The 18,940-nt window shown below is 73.6% G+C and carries 16 protein-coding genes; 7 read left to right on the top strand and 9 right to left on the bottom strand.

Going from position 1 to position 18,940, the window contains the following annotated elements; genetic code table 11:
• Positions 1–2: 2 nt before the first annotated feature.
• Positions 3–761 (bottom strand): nucleotidyltransferase domain-containing protein, encoded by a 759-nt coding sequence (locus C3486_RS21705; RefSeq protein ID WP_103834414.1) that lies wholly within the window; start codon positions 759–761, stop codon positions 3–5.
• A gap of 138 nt (positions 762–899) precedes the next feature.
• On the opposite strand from C3486_RS21705, the gene C3486_RS21700 reads away from it, so the two are divergent.
• Complete coding sequence (locus tag C3486_RS21700) at positions 900–1,433, top strand: hypothetical protein (protein ID WP_103834413.1); 534 nt, start codon at positions 900–902, stop codon at positions 1,431–1,433.
• 111 nt (positions 1,434–1,544) lie between these two features.
• Here the strand turns inward: C3486_RS21700 and C3486_RS21695 are convergent, their stop codons facing one another.
• Together C3486_RS21695 and C3486_RS21690 are read right to left on the bottom strand one after the other, a co-directional pair.
• Complete coding sequence (locus C3486_RS21695) at positions 1,545–2,729, bottom strand: flavin-dependent oxidoreductase (protein ID WP_103834412.1); 1,185 nt, start codon at positions 2,727–2,729, stop codon at positions 1,545–1,547.
• Positions 2,726–3,100: a nuclear transport factor 2 family protein gene (locus tag C3486_RS21690; protein ID WP_103834411.1), complete on the bottom strand. Its 375-nt coding sequence runs from the start codon at positions 3,098–3,100 to the stop codon at positions 2,726–2,728. Before C3486_RS21690 ends, C3486_RS21695 begins: the two co-directional genes overlap by 4 nt.
• 167 nt (positions 3,101–3,267) lie before the next feature.
• Here C3486_RS21690 and C3486_RS21685 point away from each other — a divergent pair, with 167 nt between their 5' ends.
• Complete coding sequence (locus tag C3486_RS21685) at positions 3,268–4,161, top strand: LysR family transcriptional regulator (protein ID WP_103834410.1); 894 nt, start codon at positions 3,268–3,270, stop codon at positions 4,159–4,161.
• Positions 4,162–4,176: 15 nt separating this feature from the next.
• Here C3486_RS21685 and C3486_RS21680 read toward each other — a convergent pair whose 3' ends face one another.
• Together C3486_RS21680 and C3486_RS21675 are read right to left on the bottom strand one after the other, a co-directional pair.
• On the bottom strand, positions 4,177–5,301 hold the full coding sequence (locus C3486_RS21680) for a sensor histidine kinase (RefSeq protein ID WP_103834446.1): 1,125 nt from the start codon (positions 5,299–5,301) through the stop codon (positions 4,177–4,179).
• Between the two features lie 50 nt (positions 5,302–5,351).
• Positions 5,352–6,017: a response regulator transcription factor gene (locus tag C3486_RS21675; protein WP_103834409.1), complete on the bottom strand. Its 666-nt coding sequence runs from the start codon at positions 6,015–6,017 to the stop codon at positions 5,352–5,354.
• 520 nt (positions 6,018–6,537) lie between these two features.
• On the opposite strand from C3486_RS21675, the gene C3486_RS21670 reads away from it, so the two are divergent.
• Positions 6,538–9,099, top strand: a complete 2,562-nt coding sequence (locus tag C3486_RS21670; RefSeq protein WP_103834408.1) for a Pls/PosA family non-ribosomal peptide synthetase — start codon at positions 6,538–6,540, stop codon at positions 9,097–9,099.
• 43 nt (positions 9,100–9,142) lie between these two features.
• Here the strand turns inward: C3486_RS21670 and C3486_RS21665 are convergent, their stop codons facing one another.
• Together C3486_RS21665 and C3486_RS21660 are read right to left on the bottom strand one after the other, a co-directional pair.
• Positions 9,143–10,336 carry a serine hydrolase domain-containing protein gene (locus tag C3486_RS21665; RefSeq protein WP_103834407.1) on the bottom strand — a complete coding sequence of 398 codons (1,194 nt, stop codon included), beginning with the start codon at positions 10,334–10,336 and terminating at the stop codon, positions 9,143–9,145.
• A 50-nt stretch (positions 10,337–10,386) separates the two neighbouring features.
• A complete protein-coding gene (locus C3486_RS21660) occupies positions 10,387–11,184 on the bottom strand; it encodes a FadR/GntR family transcriptional regulator (RefSeq protein WP_103834406.1) in 798 nt (265 codons plus the stop codon).
• A gap of 118 nt (positions 11,185–11,302) precedes the next feature.
• On the opposite strand from C3486_RS21660, the gene C3486_RS21655 reads away from it, so the two are divergent.
• From C3486_RS21655 to C3486_RS21640, 4 genes are all read left to right on the top strand, one after another.
• Entirely contained in the window at positions 11,303–12,187 is an 885-nt protein-coding gene (locus C3486_RS21655) for a carbon-nitrogen hydrolase family protein (protein ID WP_103834405.1), read from the top strand.
• A 66-nt stretch (positions 12,188–12,253) separates the two neighbouring features.
• The gene (locus tag C3486_RS21650) at positions 12,254–13,645 is read left to right on the top strand and encodes an APC family permease (protein ID WP_258052921.1); all 1,392 of its coding nucleotides are present in this window, start codon (positions 12,254–12,256) and stop codon (positions 13,643–13,645) included.
• A gap of 109 nt (positions 13,646–13,754) precedes the next feature.
• Positions 13,755–14,954, top strand: coding sequence for a DUF4157 domain-containing protein (locus C3486_RS21645; RefSeq protein ID WP_103834404.1), 1,200 nt, complete (start codon positions 13,755–13,757; stop codon positions 14,952–14,954).
• A 70-nt stretch (positions 14,955–15,024) separates the two neighbouring features.
• On the top strand, positions 15,025–15,621 hold the full coding sequence (locus C3486_RS21640; RefSeq protein ID WP_103834403.1) for a GNAT family N-acetyltransferase: 597 nt from the start codon (positions 15,025–15,027) through the stop codon (positions 15,619–15,621).
• A gap of 64 nt (positions 15,622–15,685) precedes the next feature.
• Here C3486_RS21640 and C3486_RS21635 read toward each other — a convergent pair whose 3' ends face one another.
• Together C3486_RS21635 and C3486_RS21630 are read right to left on the bottom strand one after the other, a co-directional pair.
• Positions 15,686–18,106, bottom strand: coding sequence for an MFS transporter (locus C3486_RS21635; protein WP_103834402.1), 2,421 nt, complete (start codon positions 18,104–18,106; stop codon positions 15,686–15,688).
• Positions 18,107–18,233: 127 nt separating this feature from the next.
• A complete protein-coding gene (locus C3486_RS21630; protein ID WP_103834444.1) occupies positions 18,234–18,878 on the bottom strand; it encodes a TetR/AcrR family transcriptional regulator in 645 nt (214 codons plus the stop codon).
• Positions 18,879–18,940 lie beyond the last annotated feature (62 nt).

Here is an 18,940-nt window from a genome sequence, read left to right as displayed (position 1 = left end):
CTTCAGACCGCGGCGCCGAACAGCTCCTCCGCCTCGGTGAGGGCGCGCGTGAGGACGTCGGGGTCCGGGCGCAGGCCGGCGAGGATCGTGTCGAGGCCGCGCAGCCCCGCCCGCTCCAGGAGCCGCTTCTCGTTGGTGGTCCACTCGCCGCGTGCCGCGAGGACCGCGTGCGCGGTCTCCATGCCGGCCGTGGCGAGGGCCCCGGCGACCTCGGTGGCCCGGCCCCGTGCGGCGTACGCGCCGTGGGCGTACCGGAGCGTCAGGTCCGCCCGGCCGCGCCACACCGGAGGGGCCGCGGCGCGCAGTGCTTCGGGGAAGGCGGGGCGCGGCAGCTCGCCGCGCAGCACTTGGTTGACGGCGAGTTCGGCGACCACGAGGTAGCTGGGGATGCCCGCCAGGTGGAACATCAGCGGCTCCCAGCGGAAGCGGCCCGCCGCCGCCTCGGCGAGTTCGTGCTCGACGACGTCGAGGTCGCGGTAGTGGACGTCGGCGCGCCGGCCGTCGACGGTGAGCCACGCGCCGCCGTTGAAGACGCCGCCGCCCCAGTCGCCGATCCCGGAGACCTCGCCCGCCCAGCCGACGGCACGCAGGTCAGCGGGGTCGAACGTGCCGCGGTAGTAGAGCGCGAAGTCCCAGTCGCTGTCGGCGGTGTGGGTGCCCTGGGCGCGGGAGCCGCCGAGGGTGACGGCCCGCACACCCGGCAGCGCGGCGAGCCGCCCTGCGACGTGGTCCGGGAAGTCCTGGTCGGTGAGAGCAGCCATGACGTTGCCGTTTCGGGTGCGGGAGCAGTGGCGGGCGGCGCGCCGGAACGCCTGCGTACGGGTGACCCCGTCGGCCGAAGGGGGCTTCCGGCGCCGGTACCGAGGATATGCGCGGTGCGCGGGGGTACCCGTCGCCGCATGACGAAGCCCACCCTGACCCGTTCCGTTCAGCGCGGCCCGCAGGGCGACCGGCTCGCCCTGCTCGGCGTGTACCTGAACGACCATCTGGCCGGGGCGACGTTCGGCACCGAGCTGGCCCGCCGGCTGGCCAGGAGCCCCGTGGACGCCGCGACCGGCGAGACGCTCAGAGCGCTGGCCGCCGAGATCACGGCGGACCGGGCGGCGCTGCTGCGCATCATGCGGGAGCTCGGCATCCGGGCCCGCGGCTACAAGGCCGGCGCGGGCTGGGCCGCCGAGAAGATCGGCCGGCTCAAGAGCAACCGCCGGCTGCTGTCCCGCTCGCCGCTCAGCCCGCTGCTGGAGCTGGAGGTGCTGCGGCTCGGCGTGGCGGGCAAGGCGGCGGGCTGGCGGACGCTGCGCGAGCTGGCGGAGACCGACGGCCGCCTGGACGCCGCCCGGCTCGACGGCCTCCTGGAGCGCGCCGACGGCCAGGTCGAGACCCTGGAGCGGCTGCGCGTGGAACAGGCGGCCCGGTCCTTCCGCACGACGTGACGGCGGCAGCCCGCCCGGAGCCGTACGACAGCCTGCCGTACGGCAGCCGCAGGGCCGCCGCACCGCCGAGCCGCAGGGCCGCTGAGCCGCAGGCCCGCCGCGCCGCCGGGCTCAGCGAAGGCTCAGTGACGCCCGGGAGTTGAGCGCGGCCACGTCGCTGCCGGTGGCGTGCCGGTAGGCTGCGGTGATGCGGGCCAGGTCCCCGGGCGTGCGGCCGCCGGCCCGGTGCATCTCCCGGTTCGCGTCCACCACGGCAGCCGTCGCGGCGCGGCGCGCGGCCTCGTAGCGGGCGAGTCCGTCCGGTACGCCGTCGGCCCGCGCGAGTTCATGGGCCAGTACGCGGGCGTCCACGACCGCCTGGGAGGCGCCGTTGGCCCCGACCGGGTACATCGGGTGCGCCGCGTCGCCGAGCAGGGTGACCCGGCCGCTCCCCCACGTGGGCAGCGGGTCCCGGTCGACCATCGGGTACTGCAGGAGGACGTCGCTGCCCGCCACCAGACCCGGTACGTCGAGACAGCCCAGCGACCAGTCGGCGACGTGCGGCAGGACGTCGGCGGGCCGGCCCGCGCTGTTCCACGCGGCGTCCCCGGTGAGCGGCCCCGGCCCCGCCTCCCTGACCTGGCAGACCCAGTTGATGCGGCCCCGGCCGATCGGGTACGCGACCAGTTCCACGTCCCCGCCGGCCACGATGACCATCGAGCAGCCGGTGAGGAACGGTTCGGCCCGCGTCACCCCGCGCCACATCCGGATGCCCGACCACCGCAGCGGCCCCTCCTCCGGGTGCAGCCGGGCCCGGACAGCCGAGTGCAGGCCGTCGGCGCCGATGAGCGCCGTGGCGTCGTACCCGCGCTCCTCCCCGGTCGCCCGGTCGAGCAGGCGTGCCCGCACACCGTCCGTGCCCTGTGCGAAGTCCACCAGGCGGGTGCCGGTGCGCACGGCGTCCGTGCCCAGCCGCGCGCGGACGGCCGCGAGGAGCAGCAGCTGCAGTTCGCCGCGGTGGACGGAGTACTGGGGCCAGCGGTAGCCCTGTGCCCTGCCGCGCGGTTCGGTGAAGATCCGCCGTCCGTGCCGGTCGTAGTAGACGTTCTCGGCGGTGGCCACGCCGAGCGCCGCGAGGTCGTCGCCGAGGCCCAGTTCGGTGAGTTCGCGTACGGCGTGCGGCAGCAGGTTGATGCCGACACCGAGCGGACGGATCTCGCGGGCGCTCTCCACCACGGTGGCGCCGATGCCGGCGGCGTGCAGGCTCAGTGCGGCGGTCAGCCCGCCGATGCCGGCACCGGCGATGAGGACGGTCACCGCCCGGCCCCCGGCTGGATCTCGGGGCGGTCCATGATCCGCAGCCAGGTGCCGTCCGGCTGGCGGCGCGCGACCTGGACCCGGCCGCCCGTGCCGTCGGCGGGCCGGGTGGAGGTCAGCGCGAGGTCGCCGTACCGGACCGTCGGCAGCGGCTCCTCCTCGGCGAACGGCAGCGGTGCGTGCGCCACCAGCCGCTCGCACACCGCGCGGATCGCGTCCCGGCCGACGGTCACGGAGCCGGGCGGGTAGGCGAGCACGGCGTCGGGCGCGTACAGCTCGGCCAGCCCCTCGGCGTCGCGCGCGTTGGCGCGGGCGACGAACAGCCGGGCCAGGTCCTCGGGGGTGGCGGCGCGTTCGCGGGTCTCGGTCATGGTGGTTTCCCTTCTCGGTTCGCGCGGCCGTCGTGCCGCGGTGTCTCTCGTTCGCGCGGCCCTCGTGCCGCGGTGTTTCCAGCCTCGTCCGGCCCGCGTCAGAAGTCCAAGAGATGATGAGTATGGCAATCAGAAGCAGTGGTTATGGCGGAGTAGACTCGCCGGCCATGGAGCTTCATCAGTTGCAGTACTTCGTCGCCGTGGCCGAGGAGGGCAACTTCACCCGGGCGGCCGAGAAGCTGCACGTGGCCCAGCCCGGGGTCAGCGCGCAGATCCGCCGGCTGGAGCGGGAGCTGGGCCAGGAGCTGCTGGACCGCTCCGGGCGCGCGGTGCGGCTGACCGAGGTGGGCGCGGCCGTGCTGCCGTACGCGCGGGCCGCGCTCGCCGCGGTGGCGGGGGCCCGGTCGGCCGTCGACGAGCTGACGGGGCTGCTGCGGGGGCACGTCGCCGTGGGGACCGTGACCTCGCACGGCGTCGATCTGCCCGGCCTGCTCGCGGAGTTCCACGACGCGCACCCGGCGGTCGACATCACCCTGTCCGAGGCCGACTCCGACCGGCTGGTCGACGGGCTGCGGTCGGGGCGGCTGGACGCGGCGATCGTCAGCGTGGGGAGCACCCTCCCGGCGGGGCTGGCGGCCGAGGTGGTCGACGACCAGCCGATCGTCGCGGCGGTCGCCCCGCGGCACGAACTGGCCGTCCACGAGGTCATCTCGCTCGACACCCTGCGCGGCCGCCCGCTGATCAGCCTGCCGCCCGGCACGGGCCTGCGCGCCCGGCTCGACGAGGCGTGCGCGGCGGCCGGTTTTACGCCGCAGATCGCGTTCGAGGCGAGCAAGCCGGAGGTCCTCGCGCAGCTCGCCGTCCGGGGGCTGGGCGCCGCGATCCTGCCGGGCGCCTACGCCGAGTCGCTGGCGGGGCAGCTGCGGACGGTACGGATCGATCCGCCGGTGCTGCGGGGGCGGCTGGTGTTCGCCTGGCGGGCCGACGGGCCGGTCAGCCCGGCGGCCCGCGCCCTGATCGGCCGGGCCCGCGCCATGCTGGCCGGCACGGACCGGCCGTAGCCGGCACGGGGCCGGTCAGCGCTGTCCGCCGGCCCCCGGAAGGCCCTCGGCCGGCAGCTCCAGGTGGAGCCGGAAACCGCCCTCGCCCGTGGGTCCCGCTGTGACGGTGCCGCCGAGGAGTTCGGCGCGCTGGCGCAGCCCGACCAGGCCGTGCGACGCGCTGGGCAGCGGCAGCGCGGGCCGGGTGGGCGCGGTGTTGGTGACGACGGCGTGCAGGGTGCCGCCCTCGGTGTACACGCGGACCGTCGCGGTGGCACCGGGGGCGTGCTTGCGCACGTTGGTCAGGGCTTCCTGGACGGTGCGGTAGACGGCGCGCTGGACGGTCGGCGGCAGCCCGTCGGGCAGGTCGGTCCTCAGCTCCGCCTCGATGCCGCTGCAGCCCACCAGGCGCTGGAGGTCGGCGAGGGAGGGCTGCGGGGTCAGCTCGGTGGGCCGGCTGCCGGAGGCGCGCAGCACGCTGACCATGTGCCGCAGTTCCTCCAGGGTCTGCACGCTGAGCCGCCGGATCGTGGCGGCCGCCTCCTTCACCGCCGGGTCCCGGGTGCCGACCTGGAGCGCCCCGGCCCGTACGGCGATCAGGCTGACCTGGTGGGAGACCACGTCGTGCATCTCCCGGGCGAGCTGGGCTCGTTCCTTCGCGAGCACGGTCTGGGCGAGCAGCAGCCGTTCGTGGTCGCGGGCCTCGGAGATCTCGGCGAGCCGTACGGACAGGTCCCGGCGGGCCTGGACGAGCTGGCCGAGGAAGACGGGCGCCGCCGCCATCGCCAGCTTGTAGCCGACGTGGATCAGGGTCGAGGTGTCCTGGTAGTCGTCGTACTCCGGATAGGGCCAGGGCACGATGTGGCCGGCCACGACCAGCAGGGCGCAGAGGGCCAGGACCACGCGGCGGTGGGTGAGCGAGGCGAAGGTGTAGAGCGCCGCCAGCGAGGCGTACTTGGCGTCCGCGATCACGAGGGCGGGCAGGGTGAGGAAGAAGGTGGTCAGCGGCAGCCGGTGGCGCAGCGCGAGGGAGAAGGCGGCGAGCAGGGAGGTGCCGGTGCCCAGCGGATCGTCCGGCTCGTAGTGGGCCCAGGCGTCCAGCAGGACGGCGACGATGAGGGCGATGTCCAGCACCACCACCGGCAGCCGGCGGGGTTTCAGCAGGACGAGCGGACGGCCGGATCTGAGCAGGCCCGGCGGTCGGGTGGTCTTCATGGGGCCTCCCCGGTCCGCGGGGCCCTGAGGAGCCCCGCGCGTTCGGCGAGCAGGGCGGCCTGCACCCGGCTGCCCACCTCCAGTTTGGTCAGGATCGTGCTGACGTGGTCCTTGACCGTGCCGGTGCTCAGGTGCATCCGCGTCCCGATGTCGGCGTTGGACAGTCCTTCGGCGATGAGGCGGAGCACGGCGCGTTCGCGGCCGGTCAGCCGGGCCACGCCGCGTACGGCGGCGTCGTCGGGGCCGCTGTCCAGGAAGCCGTTGACGACCGTCCTGGTGACCGTGGCGGACAGGACGACGCCGCCGGAGGCCAAGGTGCGTATCAGGTGCGGCAGTTGCTCGGGGTCGGTGTCCTTGAGGAGGAAGCCGTCGGCGCCGGAGCGCAGCGCGGTGGCCACGTACTCGTCGGTGTCGAACGTGGTGAGCATCGCGACCACCGGCGGCTGCGGTAATCGGCGCAGGTCGGCCAGGACGGTGAGCCCGTCCACGTCCGGCATGCGGATGTCGAGCAGCACGACGTCCGGCCGTAACTCCCGTACGGTCCGGACCGCTTGGCCCCCGGGGACCGCTGCCACCACCTCGATGTCGTCGGCCGCGCCGAGGATGTGCTGGAACCCCGTACGGATCAGGGCCTCGTCGTCGACCACCAGTACCCGGATCACGCGTGCTCCACTCGCCTCGGGACACCGCCCGATGTGTACCACGCCCACCGCCTGCGGCCGGGTGCGCGCGGCCGGTTCCCGCCATGCGGCGGGACGGCCCCGGCCGGTCGGCGGGGTGCGGCCGGCCGGTCGGCGCCTGCGCTCCGGCCACCCGACGGGGTGGCTCCGGAAACCTGGCGGATCGGTTGAATCCCGGCCGATCCCAAGACTGTGGCCGTGACGACGCACAGCGCACTGCCACAGCCGCACAGCGCACTGCCGCAGGTGTCACCGGAGGTGTACCCGGCCGGACGGGCTCCCAGACCCGAGCACGTCCCCGGCGGAGTCCCGGTGACCGCCGCCGTTCCCGGCCGGCGGCCCTGACACCCGGCTGTCGCCGCAGTCTCCCCGCTCTTCCGGCCCCGGGGGCTCCCCCACCGCGCCCCCGTACCCCGCGGGCCGTCCCCCCACCGCGGGCGAGTGGACGCCACCACTCCGTCCACTCGCCCGCCCGCTCGATCGTTACTCTCAAGGAGTTCATGTGGTGGGTAAGAACGTCCAGGTCTCGACGACGGACCTGGCGGAACCGTCAACCGTCCCACTCGATCCGGCGCTTCCCGCGGCGCCCGGCAGCACCGAGGACCTCTTCGCCGAGGTGCTGGCGGCCGTCGTGCGCGTCGACCACGTGCCGCCCGACAGTCACTTCTTCGACGACCTCAACGCCGACTCGATGCTGATGGCGCGATTCTGCGCGCGGGTCAGGAAGCGGGACGACCTGCCGTCGGTGTCGATGAAGGACATCTACCGGTACCCCACGATCCGCAGCCTGGCCGCGGCGTTCGACACACCGGCCCCCGCCACCGCGGCGGCCAACGGCTCGGCGCACGGCAACGGCTCGGCGGCCGCACCCGCGCCCGCCCGGCCGGTGCCGGTGCCGGGGGCGCCGGCACCGCTGGAGCCGGCCAGGACGCGCACGGCGGAGTACGTCCTGTGCGGAACCCTGCAACTGCTGCTCTTCCTGGGCTACGCCTATGTCACCGCGCTGGTCCTCGCCATCGGCTACGACTGGATCGCGGCCGGTTCGGGCCTGCTCGACGGCTACGTGCGCGCCGTGCTGTTCGGCGGCGCGGTCTTCCTCGGCGTGTGCCTCCTGCCGATCGCGGCGAAGTGGCTGCTCATCGGCCGGTGGAAGCCGCGGAAGATCCGCATCTGGAGCCTGGCGTACGTCCGCTTCTGGCTGGTCAGGACGCTGATCCAGCTCAACCCGCTGGTGCTGTTCGCCGGTTCACCGCTGTACGTGCTCTACCTCAAGGCGCTGGGCGCGCGCATCGGACGCCGGGTCGCGGTCCTCACCAAGCACGTGCCCGTCTGCACCGACCTGCTGACCGTCGGCGACGACTCGGTCATCCGGAAGGAGGCCCATCTCAGCTGCTACCGGGCCGAGTCCGGGTGGATCCGCACCGGCACCGTCACGCTCGGGAAGGACGTGTACGTCAGCGAGGCGACGGTGCTGGACATCGACGTCTCGATGGGCGACGGGGCGCAGCTCGGTCACGCCTCCTCGCTGCACGCCGGACAGTCGGTGCCGGCGGGTGAGCGGTGGCACGGCACCCCGGCACGGCCGGCGGACACGGACTACCGGACGGTGGGGCCCGCGCCGTACCGCCCGGTGAGCCGGGTGCTCTACAGCCTGACCCAACTGCTGACCGCGCTGCTGGTGTACGTGCCGCTGGTGATCGGCGGGGTGGACCTGCTGGTCGCGCAGGTGCCGCAGCTGGACTCGCTGCTGAGTTCGCAGCCGCTGACGTTCACGAGCTGGACGTTCTACCGGGACGCGCTGGCCGCGTCGTTCGTGCTGTTCTTCGGTTCGCTGGTCTTCGGGTTCCTGTTCATCACCACCGTGCCCCGGCTGCTGCACCGCTTCCTCCGGCCGGACCGGGTCTATCCGCTGTACGGCTTCCACTACTCGGTGCACCGGGCGATCGCGCGCCTGACGAACAACAAGGTCTTCATGCGGCTCGCGGGCGACAGCTCCCTCGTCGTCCACTACCTGCGGAGCATCGGGTACGACCTCACGGGGGTCGAGCAGACGGGGTCGAACTTCGGCACGGACGTCAAGCACGAGAACCCGTACCTCACCACCGTCGGGACCGGGACGATGGTCGCCGACGGGCTGTCGGTGATGAACGCGGACTACTCCAGCACGTCGTTCCGCGTCACCCGGGTGACGATCGGTCCGCACAACTTCCTCGGCAACCAGGTCTCCTACCCCTCGGGGGGCAGGACCGGCGGCAACTGCCTGCTCGCGACGAAGGTCATGGTGCCGATCGACGGGAAGGTGCGGGAGGGCGTCGGGCTGCTGGGGTCGCCCAGCTTCGAGATCCCGCGGTCCGTCGAGCGCGACGCGTCCTTCGACCACCTGAGCAGCGGGGACGAGCTGCGCCGCCGGCTCGCCGCGAAGAACCGGCACAACGCCGTCACGCTGGCCTCGTTCCTGTTCGCGCGGTGGATCCACGCCTTCGGCGTCCTGCTGCTGATGGGCGCGGCCGCCGGGCTGTACGCCTCGCTCGGGGCGCTGGCGGTCGCCGCCGCCACGGTCCTCACCGTCGCGTTCACGATCGGGTTCACCGCGCTCGCCGAGCGTGCCAGCATCCGGTTCCGGCCGCAGAGCCCGCGGTTCTGCTCCATCTACCACCCGCACTTCTGGCAGCACGAGCGCTTCTGGAAGCACCAGGCGATGGAGCTGCGGCTGCTGAACGGCACACCGTTCAAGGGGATGTTCTGGCGGCTGCTGGGCGTCCGGCTCGGGCGGCGGCTCTTCGACGACGGGGCGCGGATGCCGGAGCGGACGCTCGTCACCATCGGGGACGACTGCACGCTCAACGTGAGCAGTGTGATCCAGTGCCACTCGCAGGAGGACGGCAGCTTCAAGTCCGACCGCACCTCGCTGGGGAACGGCTGCACCCTCGGCGTGGGCACGCTCGTCCACTACGGCGTGACCGTGGGCGACGGCGTGGTGCTGGGCCCGGATTCGTTCCTAATGAAGGGCGAGGAGGTGCCGGCGCACTCCCGCTGGGGCGGTAACCCGGCGCACGAGATGTGAGGCAGCGGGCCGGCCGCCCGGGGCGGCCGGCCCGGAGCCGGTGTCAGCCCCGCTCGGCGAGCGGGGCTGCCGCGTACACCGCCTCGACGAGCTTGAGGTTGCGGGTGTCGCCGCCGGTCGTGCTGCCGCCGAAGGCGTTCATCGTGTACGCGTAGGAGAGGCGGTTCTCCGGGTCGGCGAAGGCCAGCGAGCCACCCGCGCCGCCGTGGCCGAAGGCGCCCGGGTTGGGGCCGAAGTAGCCGTAGCAGTTGAGCATGAAGCCGGTCGCCCAGGCGAACGGCAGCCGTTCGGGGGCCGCCGCGCTGAGCACCAGGTCCGGTTCGTCGCCCTCGCTCTGCTGGGCGCGCATCGCCGCCAGCGTGCCGGGGCCGACCAGTTCGCCGCCCGCCAGTGCGCGGTAGACCGTGGCCAGGCCGTGTGCGGTGGCGTTGCCGTTGGCCGCGGGGATCTCGGCGCTGCGGCAGGCGGCGCTGTTCACGTCGCCGACCGGCAGGTGGCCCATCGCCACGGCCACGCCGGCCAGGGGGTGGTCGTCCAGTGACGTGAAGGGGCCCTTGGGCATGCCGGGGAACAACGTCTGCAGGGTGCCGTCCTTGCCGGGCGGGATCATGTCGGCGCAGCGGGCCTGTTCGGTCTCGGGGGTGCCGATGTAGAGGTCGGCGCCGAGCGGTTCGGTGATCTCGGTCCGCAGGAAGGTGCCGAGCGAGCTGCCGGTGATCCGGCGGACCACCTCGCCGACCAGGAAGCCGAAGCTGACGGCGTGGTAGCCCTGTGCGGTGCCCGGCTTCCACCACGGTTCGGTGGCGGCCAGTACGGCGCAGGTCTTCTCCCAGTCGTACACGTCGGCGGGTGTCAGGGGCTCGCGCGGGGCGATCAGGCCCGCGCGGTGCGAGAGCAGCCAGCGCACCGGGACGTCCGCCTTGCCGGCCTGGGCGAACTCCGGCCAGTAGTGGGCGACGGGTGCGTCGAGGTCCAGCTCGCCGCGGTCGGCGAGCAGGTGGGCGCAGAGCGCGGTCATGCCCTTGCTGGTGGAGTAGACGTTGACCAGGCTGTCCCGCTCCCAGGGGCGGGTGCGGCCGGCGTCGGCGTGGCCGCCCCACAGGTCCACGACGAACTCGCCGTCGAGCGTCACGGCGAGGGAGGAGCCGACTTCCCCGCGTTCGGCGAAGTTGCGCGCGAACTCGGCACGGACGTTCTCGAACCCGGGGGCGCAGTGGCCCTGCACGACTGCTGTCACGTTCCCTCGCCTCTCACCGGCCAATAGTTGCCTTCAGCAACATAACCCGGTCAGGAATCCCCCAACAAGTGCATGAACATGCTCTCGTGCAGGGTCTGTACGTGGCGTCTGGCCACCTCGGCGGCGGCGGCCGGATCGGCCCGGCGCACCGCCTCGGCCAGGGCCCGGTGCTCCGCGTTGGACTCGCGCAGGTGCGCCAGCGGATAGGGCAGGTAGTAGCGGTACAGCTCCTTCAGGGCCCGTCCGTAGGGCTCGACGACGGACGGGAGGCCGGTGGCCGCGGCCACCGCGAGGTGGAAGCGCTCGTCCCAGCGGTGGAACTCCGCCCAGCTCTGGGCCCGTTCCATCTCCGCCACCAGGCGGTCCAGCTCCCGGCCCGCCGCCTCGTCGGGCTCCCGGACGGCGGCGAGGTGCGCGATGCCGCATTCGAGGACGAGGCGGTGGTCGATCAGGGCGTGCACGTCGGGCGCGGCGGCCCGGTAGGACGCCACGGCGTCGACCGCGCCGCGGGGCGGGTGCTCCGCCACGAGGGTGCCGCCGGTCCGGCCGCGCCGGCGCTCCAGTACGCCCTCCCGGCACAGCGCGACGAGGGCGCGGCGGACGGTGATCTCGGAGGTGTCCAGGGCCTCGGCGATCCGGTCGCCGGGCGGCAGCCGCTCGCCGGGTCTCAGCAGTCCCAGGTCGACCGCGAGGGCGATCCTGGCCCGCACGGCGTCCAGCGCGGACAGCCGCCGGATGCCCGCCAGCGACGGCGCGTTCAGCGGGTGCGGTGCCGGGGATATGGGCTCGCCCGCCGCGGGCGGGTGCACACCGGAAGGGGCAGGGGAACTCGAGGGGGAGCCGGCCATGCAGGCACCGTAGCCAAAAAACTGCTCATCTTGAACACTCTTGTTTAAGTGATCAATGTGCTCTATTTTTGCGGCCACCCGGTCATCCCGTCCGCTCCTCCCGAAGCAGGTGACGTCCATGTCCCGCCCGCTGCCCGTCGCACTCGCGCAGGCCCCGCCCCGTCCCGCCGAGGCACCGCTGTCCGGCTTCGCCGACGACGTCCAGGCGCTGCTGGCGAAGTTCCCGCGGACGCGGCTGGTCGCCTATCCGGAGCTGCATCTGTGCGGCGTCGCGGGCTCCGGGGAGGAGAGCGAGGCCCGGCTCCAGGAGGCCGCCGAGCCGCTGGACGGGGCGCGCACCAAGGCGCTCGCCGAGCTGGCCGGTGACCTCGGCGTCTGGCTGCTGCCCGGCACGGTGTGCGAGCGGGGCCCCGGCGGCGAGCTGTTCAACACCGCGCTGGCCTTCTCCCCCGAGGGCCGGCTGGCCGCCTCGTACCGCAAGGTCTTCCCCTGGCGGCCGTACGAGCCGTACGCGGCCGGCGACCGCTTCGTCGTCGCCGACCTGGGCGAGGCGGGCCGGATCGGCTTCGCGATCTGCTACGACGCCTGGTTCCCCGAGGTGGCGCGGCAGCTGGCCTGGATGGGCGCCGAGGTCATCGTGAACCCGGTCATGACGACCACCTCCGACCGGGCGCAGGAGCTGGTGCTCGCGCGTGCCAACGCCATCGTGAACCAGGTGTACGTACTCAGCGTGAACACCGCCGGCCCCGAGGGCACCGGCCGCAGCCTCGTCGTCGACCCGGAGGGCCGGGTCCGCACCGAGGCAGTGGACTCCGCCGCCACGGTCCTCACCGACGTGCTCGACCTGGACGACGTGGCCCGGGTCCGCACCCACGGGACGGCGGGCCTCAGCCGTATGTGGGAGCAGTTCGGCGAGCGGGACGCGCCCGTGGAACTGCCGCTGTACGACGGCCGGATCGACCCGCGCACCTGGCGCCCCGGGCCGCACCGCGGCCGCCCCTGACCCGGGGCCCGCGCCTCTCCCCTACCTCAGCACCGACTCCCTCAGCACCGACCCTGGAGCCCCGCCGTGACCGAGCCGACCCCCGCGCTCCGCCGGACCCTGTCCCTGAAGGGCGTGGTCGCCTTCGGCCTCGCCTACATGGCCCCGCTGATCGTGCTCGGCACCTTCGGCGTCGTCGCCGGCGAGACGCACGGCGCCGTGCCCACCGCTTACCTGCTCGCCATGGTCGCGATGATCTTCACGGCGCACAGCTACGGCAAGATGGCCGCGCGCCACCCGGTCGCCGGCTCGGCCTACACCTACGTACGGCGTGCCATCGACTCACGGGCCGGGTTCCTGGTCGGCTGGGCGACCCTGCTGGACTACTTCTTCCTGCCGATGGTCATCTGGCTGATCGGCGCGGCCTATCTCAAGGCGCAGTTCCCGGCCGTGCCCTCGTGGGTGTGGATCCTCGCGTTCATCGCGCTCACCACCACACTGAACGTCTGCGGCATCCGCACCGCCGAGCGGGCCAACGACCTCCTGATGACCTTCCAGGTCCTGGTGATCGTCTTCTTCGCCGCCCTCTCCCTGCTGCACGTCTTCCACCGGGGCGGCACCGGCGCGCTGTTCAGCGCCACGCCGTTCGTCAACGACGCGACCACCGTGACCGGCATCTCCGCGGGGGCGGCCGTGGCCGCGTACTCCTTCCTCGGGTTCGACGCGGTCACCACGCTCACCGAGGAGGCCGTCGACCCGCAGCGCACCATTCCGCGCGCCATCCTCCTCACCGCCCTGATCGGCGGCGGCATCTTCGTCGCGCTCGCCTACACCACGCAGCTGGTGCACCCCGGTGCGGAGTTCGCCGACCCCGACTCGGCCGCCTTCGAGATCGCGAAGACCATCGCGGGCGACCTGTTCGCCTCCTTCTTCCTCGCCGGGCTGGTCGTCGCGCAGTTCGCGTCCGGCATCGCCGCGCAGGCCAGCGCCTCGCGCCTGCTGTACGCCATGGGGCGCGACGGCGTCCTGCCGCGCCGCCTCTTCGGCTATCTGCACCCCCGGCTCCGCACGCCCGCCTTCAACATCGCGCTGACCGGGCTGATCGGCCTGATCGCCCTGCGGCTGAGCGTCACCACCTCGACCTCCTTCATCAACTTCGGTGCCTTCACCGCCTTCACGCTGGTCAACGTCAGCGTCATCGCGACGTATCTGCGCGAGCGGCACGCGGGGAACCGGCTCAACCCGGTCACCCACCTGGCGTTCCCGGCCGTCGGCGCCGTGGTCGACCTCTGGCTCCTCAGCCGGCTGGACGGCAAGGCGCTCACCCTCGGCCTGGTCTGGCTCGCGGTGGGCATCTGCTACCTCGCCCACCTGACCCGCCTGTTCCGGGTCCCGCCGCCGGAGATGCACTTCGCGGAGGAGCCCGTCCCCGCGGGCGCGTCCGGTACGGCGGAGCGGCCGGGCCACGCGGCGGACTGACCGGGCGGCCGCGGGGGCACGGGCGCTGCCCCCTCTCCTGCCCGGGCGATCCTGGCGCGGCCCCGCCGCGCCGCGTAAGGGTGGCCGCAAGGCAACGGAGGTAGAGCTCATGAACGCACGGCGCCAACCGGGATCCGAGGGTGATCGCGAGCACAGGCACCGCCCGGTCCCGTCCGGCGCTGCTCAGCAGAGCGCGCACGGCACGCCGTCCGGTACGGCCTCCGGGCCGGAAGCGGTGCTGCGCCTCCAGCGCCTGGCGGGGAACGCGGCGGTGTCGCGCGCCGTGGAGGAGGCCCGGCACGAGCACGGCCCCGGTTGCGGGCACCCCGCGGCCGACGAGGGTCCCGCCGTGCAGCGTTCCGCGGTGCACTCGGTGCTCGGCTCCGCGGGGCGCCCGCTCGACGAGCCGGTGCGTACGGAGATGGAGGCCCGGCTGGGCGCGGACTTCCGTGACGTACGGGTGCACGACGACGCGGCGGCGCGGCGCTCGGCGGCCGAGGTCGGCGCCCGCGCGTACACCTCCGGCAGCCATGTGGTGCTCGGCGAGGGCGGCGGCGACCGGCACACCCTCGCGCACGAGCTGACGCACGTCATCCAGCAGCGGCAGGGCCCGGTGGCCGGCACCGACAACGGCCAGGGGCTGAAGGTGTCCGACCCCTCGGACGCGTTCGAGCGGGCCGCGGAGGCCAACGCCGCCCGCGTGATGAGCGGTCCGGTGCCGGTACGGCAACCGGAGACGGAGGAGGACCCGGCGGCCGGCGGCCCGGCGCCGACGGTGTCCCGGGCGGTGCAGCGCGCCTACACGGGCAAGCACAGCGTCTCGTACGGCAGGCTGGTGGGCGGCGCCGGCAGCAGCATGAAGGCCGAGCTGCACCCGAAGTCCATCGGCCGCGGCTCCTCGCCGAGCGTGAAGCCGTCCTGGTGGCCGACCGGCAGCGGTGCCACGGCCCAGTGGTTCGCGCGCCAGATGGTCCAGGGGCACCTGCTGAACGAGAACCTGGGCGGCCCCGGCAACACCCTCACCAACCTCACCCCACTGACGAAGACCGGCAACTCCAACCACCTGCACTACGCCGAGAAGAACGTGAAGCGCGAGATCGCGGCGGGCAACATCGTGGAGTACGAGGTCACGGCGCACTACGGCAAGGTCACCGGCGCCGAACTGGGCGCCACCGGCCAGGTCGCCGCCGACATCGACGCCAACTACGCCACGCTGATCCCCGAGTACCTGGCGTGCGACGTCACCGTGTACGACGCGCAGGGCACGTGGCTGTACGGCGAGAGCTGGCAGGTGCACAACACCAAGTGAGGCGCGGTGCCGACCCGTTGACCGTGCCCCCCGTACGTCCGTCCGATGGGGGCCGGGCAGAATGTGCGACATGTCGAACACCTGCACCCCAAGGGCCGCGACCACCGACGACGCCGGGCCGATCGCCCGGTCGCTGTCCCTGGCCTTCACCGACGACCCGCTGATGAGCTGGCTGCTCCCCGACGCCGACACCCGCGGCGAGCGCCTCGCGCGCTACTTCGGCACGCTCTTCCACCGGCAGTACGGCCCGCACGGCAGGTGCGAACTCACCGATTCGGCAGCGGCGTTCTGGGTGCCGCCGGAGTCCCGCGACAAGGCCGTGCCGGACGCCGGGACGGTCGCCGAGCTGACGGCCGTCCTCGGCGACCGCGCCCCGCTCCTGGGCGGCGTCGTGGAGCAGGTCGTCGCGCACACCCCGCAGGAGCCCCACTGGTACCTCGCCGTGATCGGCGCCGACCCGGCGGTACGCGGCCAGGGCCACGGCGCTGCCCTGCTCCGCTCGGGCCTCGCCCAGGCCGACGCGGCGGGCCTCCCCGTCCACCTGGAGTCCTCCAAGCCGGAGAACATCCCCTTCTACGCACACTTCGGCTTCACCGTCACCGCCGAACTCCGCCCCCACGCCGACGGCCCGACCCTCTGGCCGATGTGGCGCCCGGCCCAGCGCTGACAGCGGAGAGGGCGGTGCCCGTACCTCACGTACGGACACCGCCCTCCTCAGCGCCTGTGGTGTGTCACTCCCCGTGGGCCAGGGTGATGTCGAAGCCGTCGTGGCCTTCGGCGGTGACCGTGAGCGGGGTGGCGACCGGTGGGTAGCCGCTGGCCACGACCGTGTACTCGCCGCCGGAGAGGTCGGTGAACACGTACGCGCCGTCCGGGCCCGTCGTGCGGACCGCCACTACGTTGCCCGCGGGGTCCAGCAGGGAGACGCGGGCCTCGCCGAGGGGCGTGCCGGCGCTGTTGTGGACCGTGCCGCGCAGCGTGGCGGCCGGCTGGAGCACGGCGTCCTGGCGGGTCGGCACCCCGCCGGAGACCTCGACCATGCCGGCGTACGGCTGGTAGCCCTCCGCGCTGGCCGTCAGGGTGTAGACGCCCGGCACGAGGGAGGGCAGCCGGTAGCCGCCGTCCGCTCCGGAGGAGGCCGACTCGATCACGTCGCCGCGCTCGTCGGTGGCGACGACCAGGGCGCCCGGCACCGCCGTGCTGCCGGCCCGCACCGTGCCCTCCAGACCGCCGGTGCCGGCGAGCATCAGGTCGAAGGCGACCGGCTCGGCGCCGACGGCCAGGGTGGCCACGCACGGCTGGTGTCCCGCGGCGGCGCCGACCAGTACGTAGCTGCCGGTGGCCGGGGTGGCCAGCGCGTACTGGCCGTCCTGGCCCGCGGTGGCGCGGCCGAGCTGGCGGCCGCCCGGATCGATCAGCGTGACGGCGGCGTCCGGCACGGGGGCGCCGGCCGCGTCCAGCACCCGGCCGTGCACGGCGGGCCCGGCCGGCGCCTCGGTGGCGAGGGTCACCGGGGTCGGCTCCGTGTCCGCACCGGCCGCCGCGGTGGCGCCGGCCACCGGCGCTCCGGCGGCCGCCGTGGCGTCCTCCGGTTCCCCGGCGTGCCGGCCGTGACCGTGACCGTGGCCGTGGTGCTCGGCCTCGACGGGTACGGCCGGTCCGTGGTCGGCGACGGCCTTGCCCCTGCGGTACAGCAGCAGCGAGATGACCAGCCCTGCGGCGAAGAACGCGGCGGCCCACCAGTACGCGGTGTCGTAGCTGTGCAGCGCGGCCTCGGCCTGGTTCAGCTTCGTCGGCCTGCGGCCCGCCATGTAGTCCGTGGCGGCGCTGGCGGCCATGGTGTTGAACAGCGCGGTGCCGATCGAGCCGCCGACCTGCTGCATGGTGTTGACGGTCGCGGAGGCGACGCCCTGGTCGTGCGGGGCGACCCCGAGGGTGGCCAGGCTCATCGCGGGCGGCATGACCATGCCGAGGCCGAGGCCCATCACCAGCAGCGGCGGCAGGACGTGCGCGGCGTAGGTGCTGTCCACGTCCAGCCGGGTCAGCCAGATGAGGCCCGCACCGGCGAACGCCATGCCCAGCGGCACGATCGGCTTGGGCCCGATCTTCGGCACCAGGATGTTCATGGACAGCTGCGCCATCACCATCAGCATGCCGACCATGGGCAGGAAGCCGAGGCCGGTCTTGACCGGGGTGTAGCCGAGCGTCTGCTGGAGGTAGTAGGTCAGGAAGAGGAATACCCCGAACATGCCCGCGCCCGAGATGAACACGGATATGAAGGACGCGGAACGGTTGCGGTCACCCAGGACGCGCAGCGGCAGCAGCGGGTGCGCGGCGCGCGTCTCCCACAGGACGAAGGCGAGCAGCAGCACGCCGCCGGCCGCGAGGAAGGCCCAGCACATCCAGTGGCTCCAGGCGTGCGTCTCGGCGTTGGAGAAGCCGAAGACGATGCCGAAGAGGCCGGCCGCCACGAGCAGCGTGCCGAACAGGTCGAGCCGGGGCCGGTCGGCGGGCGCGGGACGGCGGATGAAGACCAGTGCGCCGATGACGGCGACGACGGCGATGACCAGGTTGACGTAGAGCGTCCAGCGCCAGTCCAGGTGCTCGGTGAGCACGCCGCCGAGCAGCAGGCCGATGGCGCCGCCGGAACCGGCGATCGCACCGAAGATGCCGAACGCCTTGGCGCGTTCCTTGGCGTCGGTGAACGTGGTGGTCAGCAGGGAGAGCGCGGACGGCGCGAGCAGCGCGCCGAACAGACCCTGCAGGGCCCGGCCGACGACCAGCATCGAGAAGCCGTTGGCCGCGCCGGCCAGCGCGGAGGACCCGGCGAAGCCGATCAGGCCGATCAGCAGCGTCGTCTTCCGTCCGAACAGGTCGGCGAGGCGGCCGCCGAGCAGCAGCAGCGAGCCGAAGGCGAGGGAGTAGGCGGTGACGACCCACTGCCGGCCGTCGTTGTTGAAGCCCAGGTCCTGCTGGGCGGACGGCAGGGCGATGTTCACGATGGTGGCATCCAGCACCACCATCAGCTGGGCGAGGCCGATGACGGCCAGTACCCACCAGCGATGGGGCGCGTGCCCCGCCGCCCGCCCGGTGGACGGCGCGTCCCCCGGCTGAGCGGCGTCGGCGCGTGCATCGACAGGGGTGGATGTCATACGGAGTCCTTTGGATCTTCCGGGGCCCGGTACTCCTCTTCCGGTGTCCCCGGGGGGTGGTTCTCGTGCGTGCCGCCCGGCGTACGGTCCCGGCGCGGCCGTCCGGCCGGCGCGGTACCGGTCCGGCTCAGCTCCGCAGCAGGGCGGGTAGCACCACGGCGTCCAGGTAACGCGTCAGGTACGCGGCATCAGCAGGGCATTGGTCGATCATCGGGCGCGCGAAGACGGCGCCGGACAGGGCGTGCGGGAAGAAGGGGATCGCGGGACAGCCGGGATCCACCTCGCCGCGGGCGACCGCCCGGTCGAGCATCGCCCGCATCACCTCCAGTTCGGGTTCGATCAGGGCCGTGCGCATGGCCTCGGCCAGCTCGGGGTCCTTGTGCACGGCGTGGGTGATGCCGCGCATCAGGTCGATGTCCTTCTTGGTGTCCCCGATGCGCCGGGCCAGTTCGTGCACGTCGCCGCGGAGCGAGCCGGTGTCCAGGTCCGCCAGCGAGAAGGGCTTCGTGTGCCGCAGCGCGGCGGACACCAGCCGGGGCTTGCCCTGCCAGCGGCGGTACAGCGTGGCCTTGCTGCACCGGGAGCGCGCGGCGACGGCGTCCAGGGTCAGGCTCTCGTACCCGACCTCGCGCACCAGGTCGAGGACGGCGGTGTACAGCTCGCTCTCGCGCTCCGGCGAGAGCCGGGTCCGGCGGGCCGCGCCCTCACCGTGGTGACGCGGCGCGGGAGCGGCGGACGACGGTGTGGAGGACGACGGTGTGGAGACGGACATGTCCACCTGTTCGTCGGGGGCGTGCATACGGTCCGCGAGGGGCGTCGACCTCTCGGCGGCCG

The sequence above is a fragment of the Streptomyces sp. Ru73 genome (genome assembly GCF_002920575.1).
In the GTDB taxonomy this organism is placed as follows: Bacteria; Actinomycetota; Actinomycetes; order Streptomycetales; family Streptomycetaceae; genus Streptomyces.
This window is presented reverse-complemented; position numbering and strand designations above follow the sequence as displayed.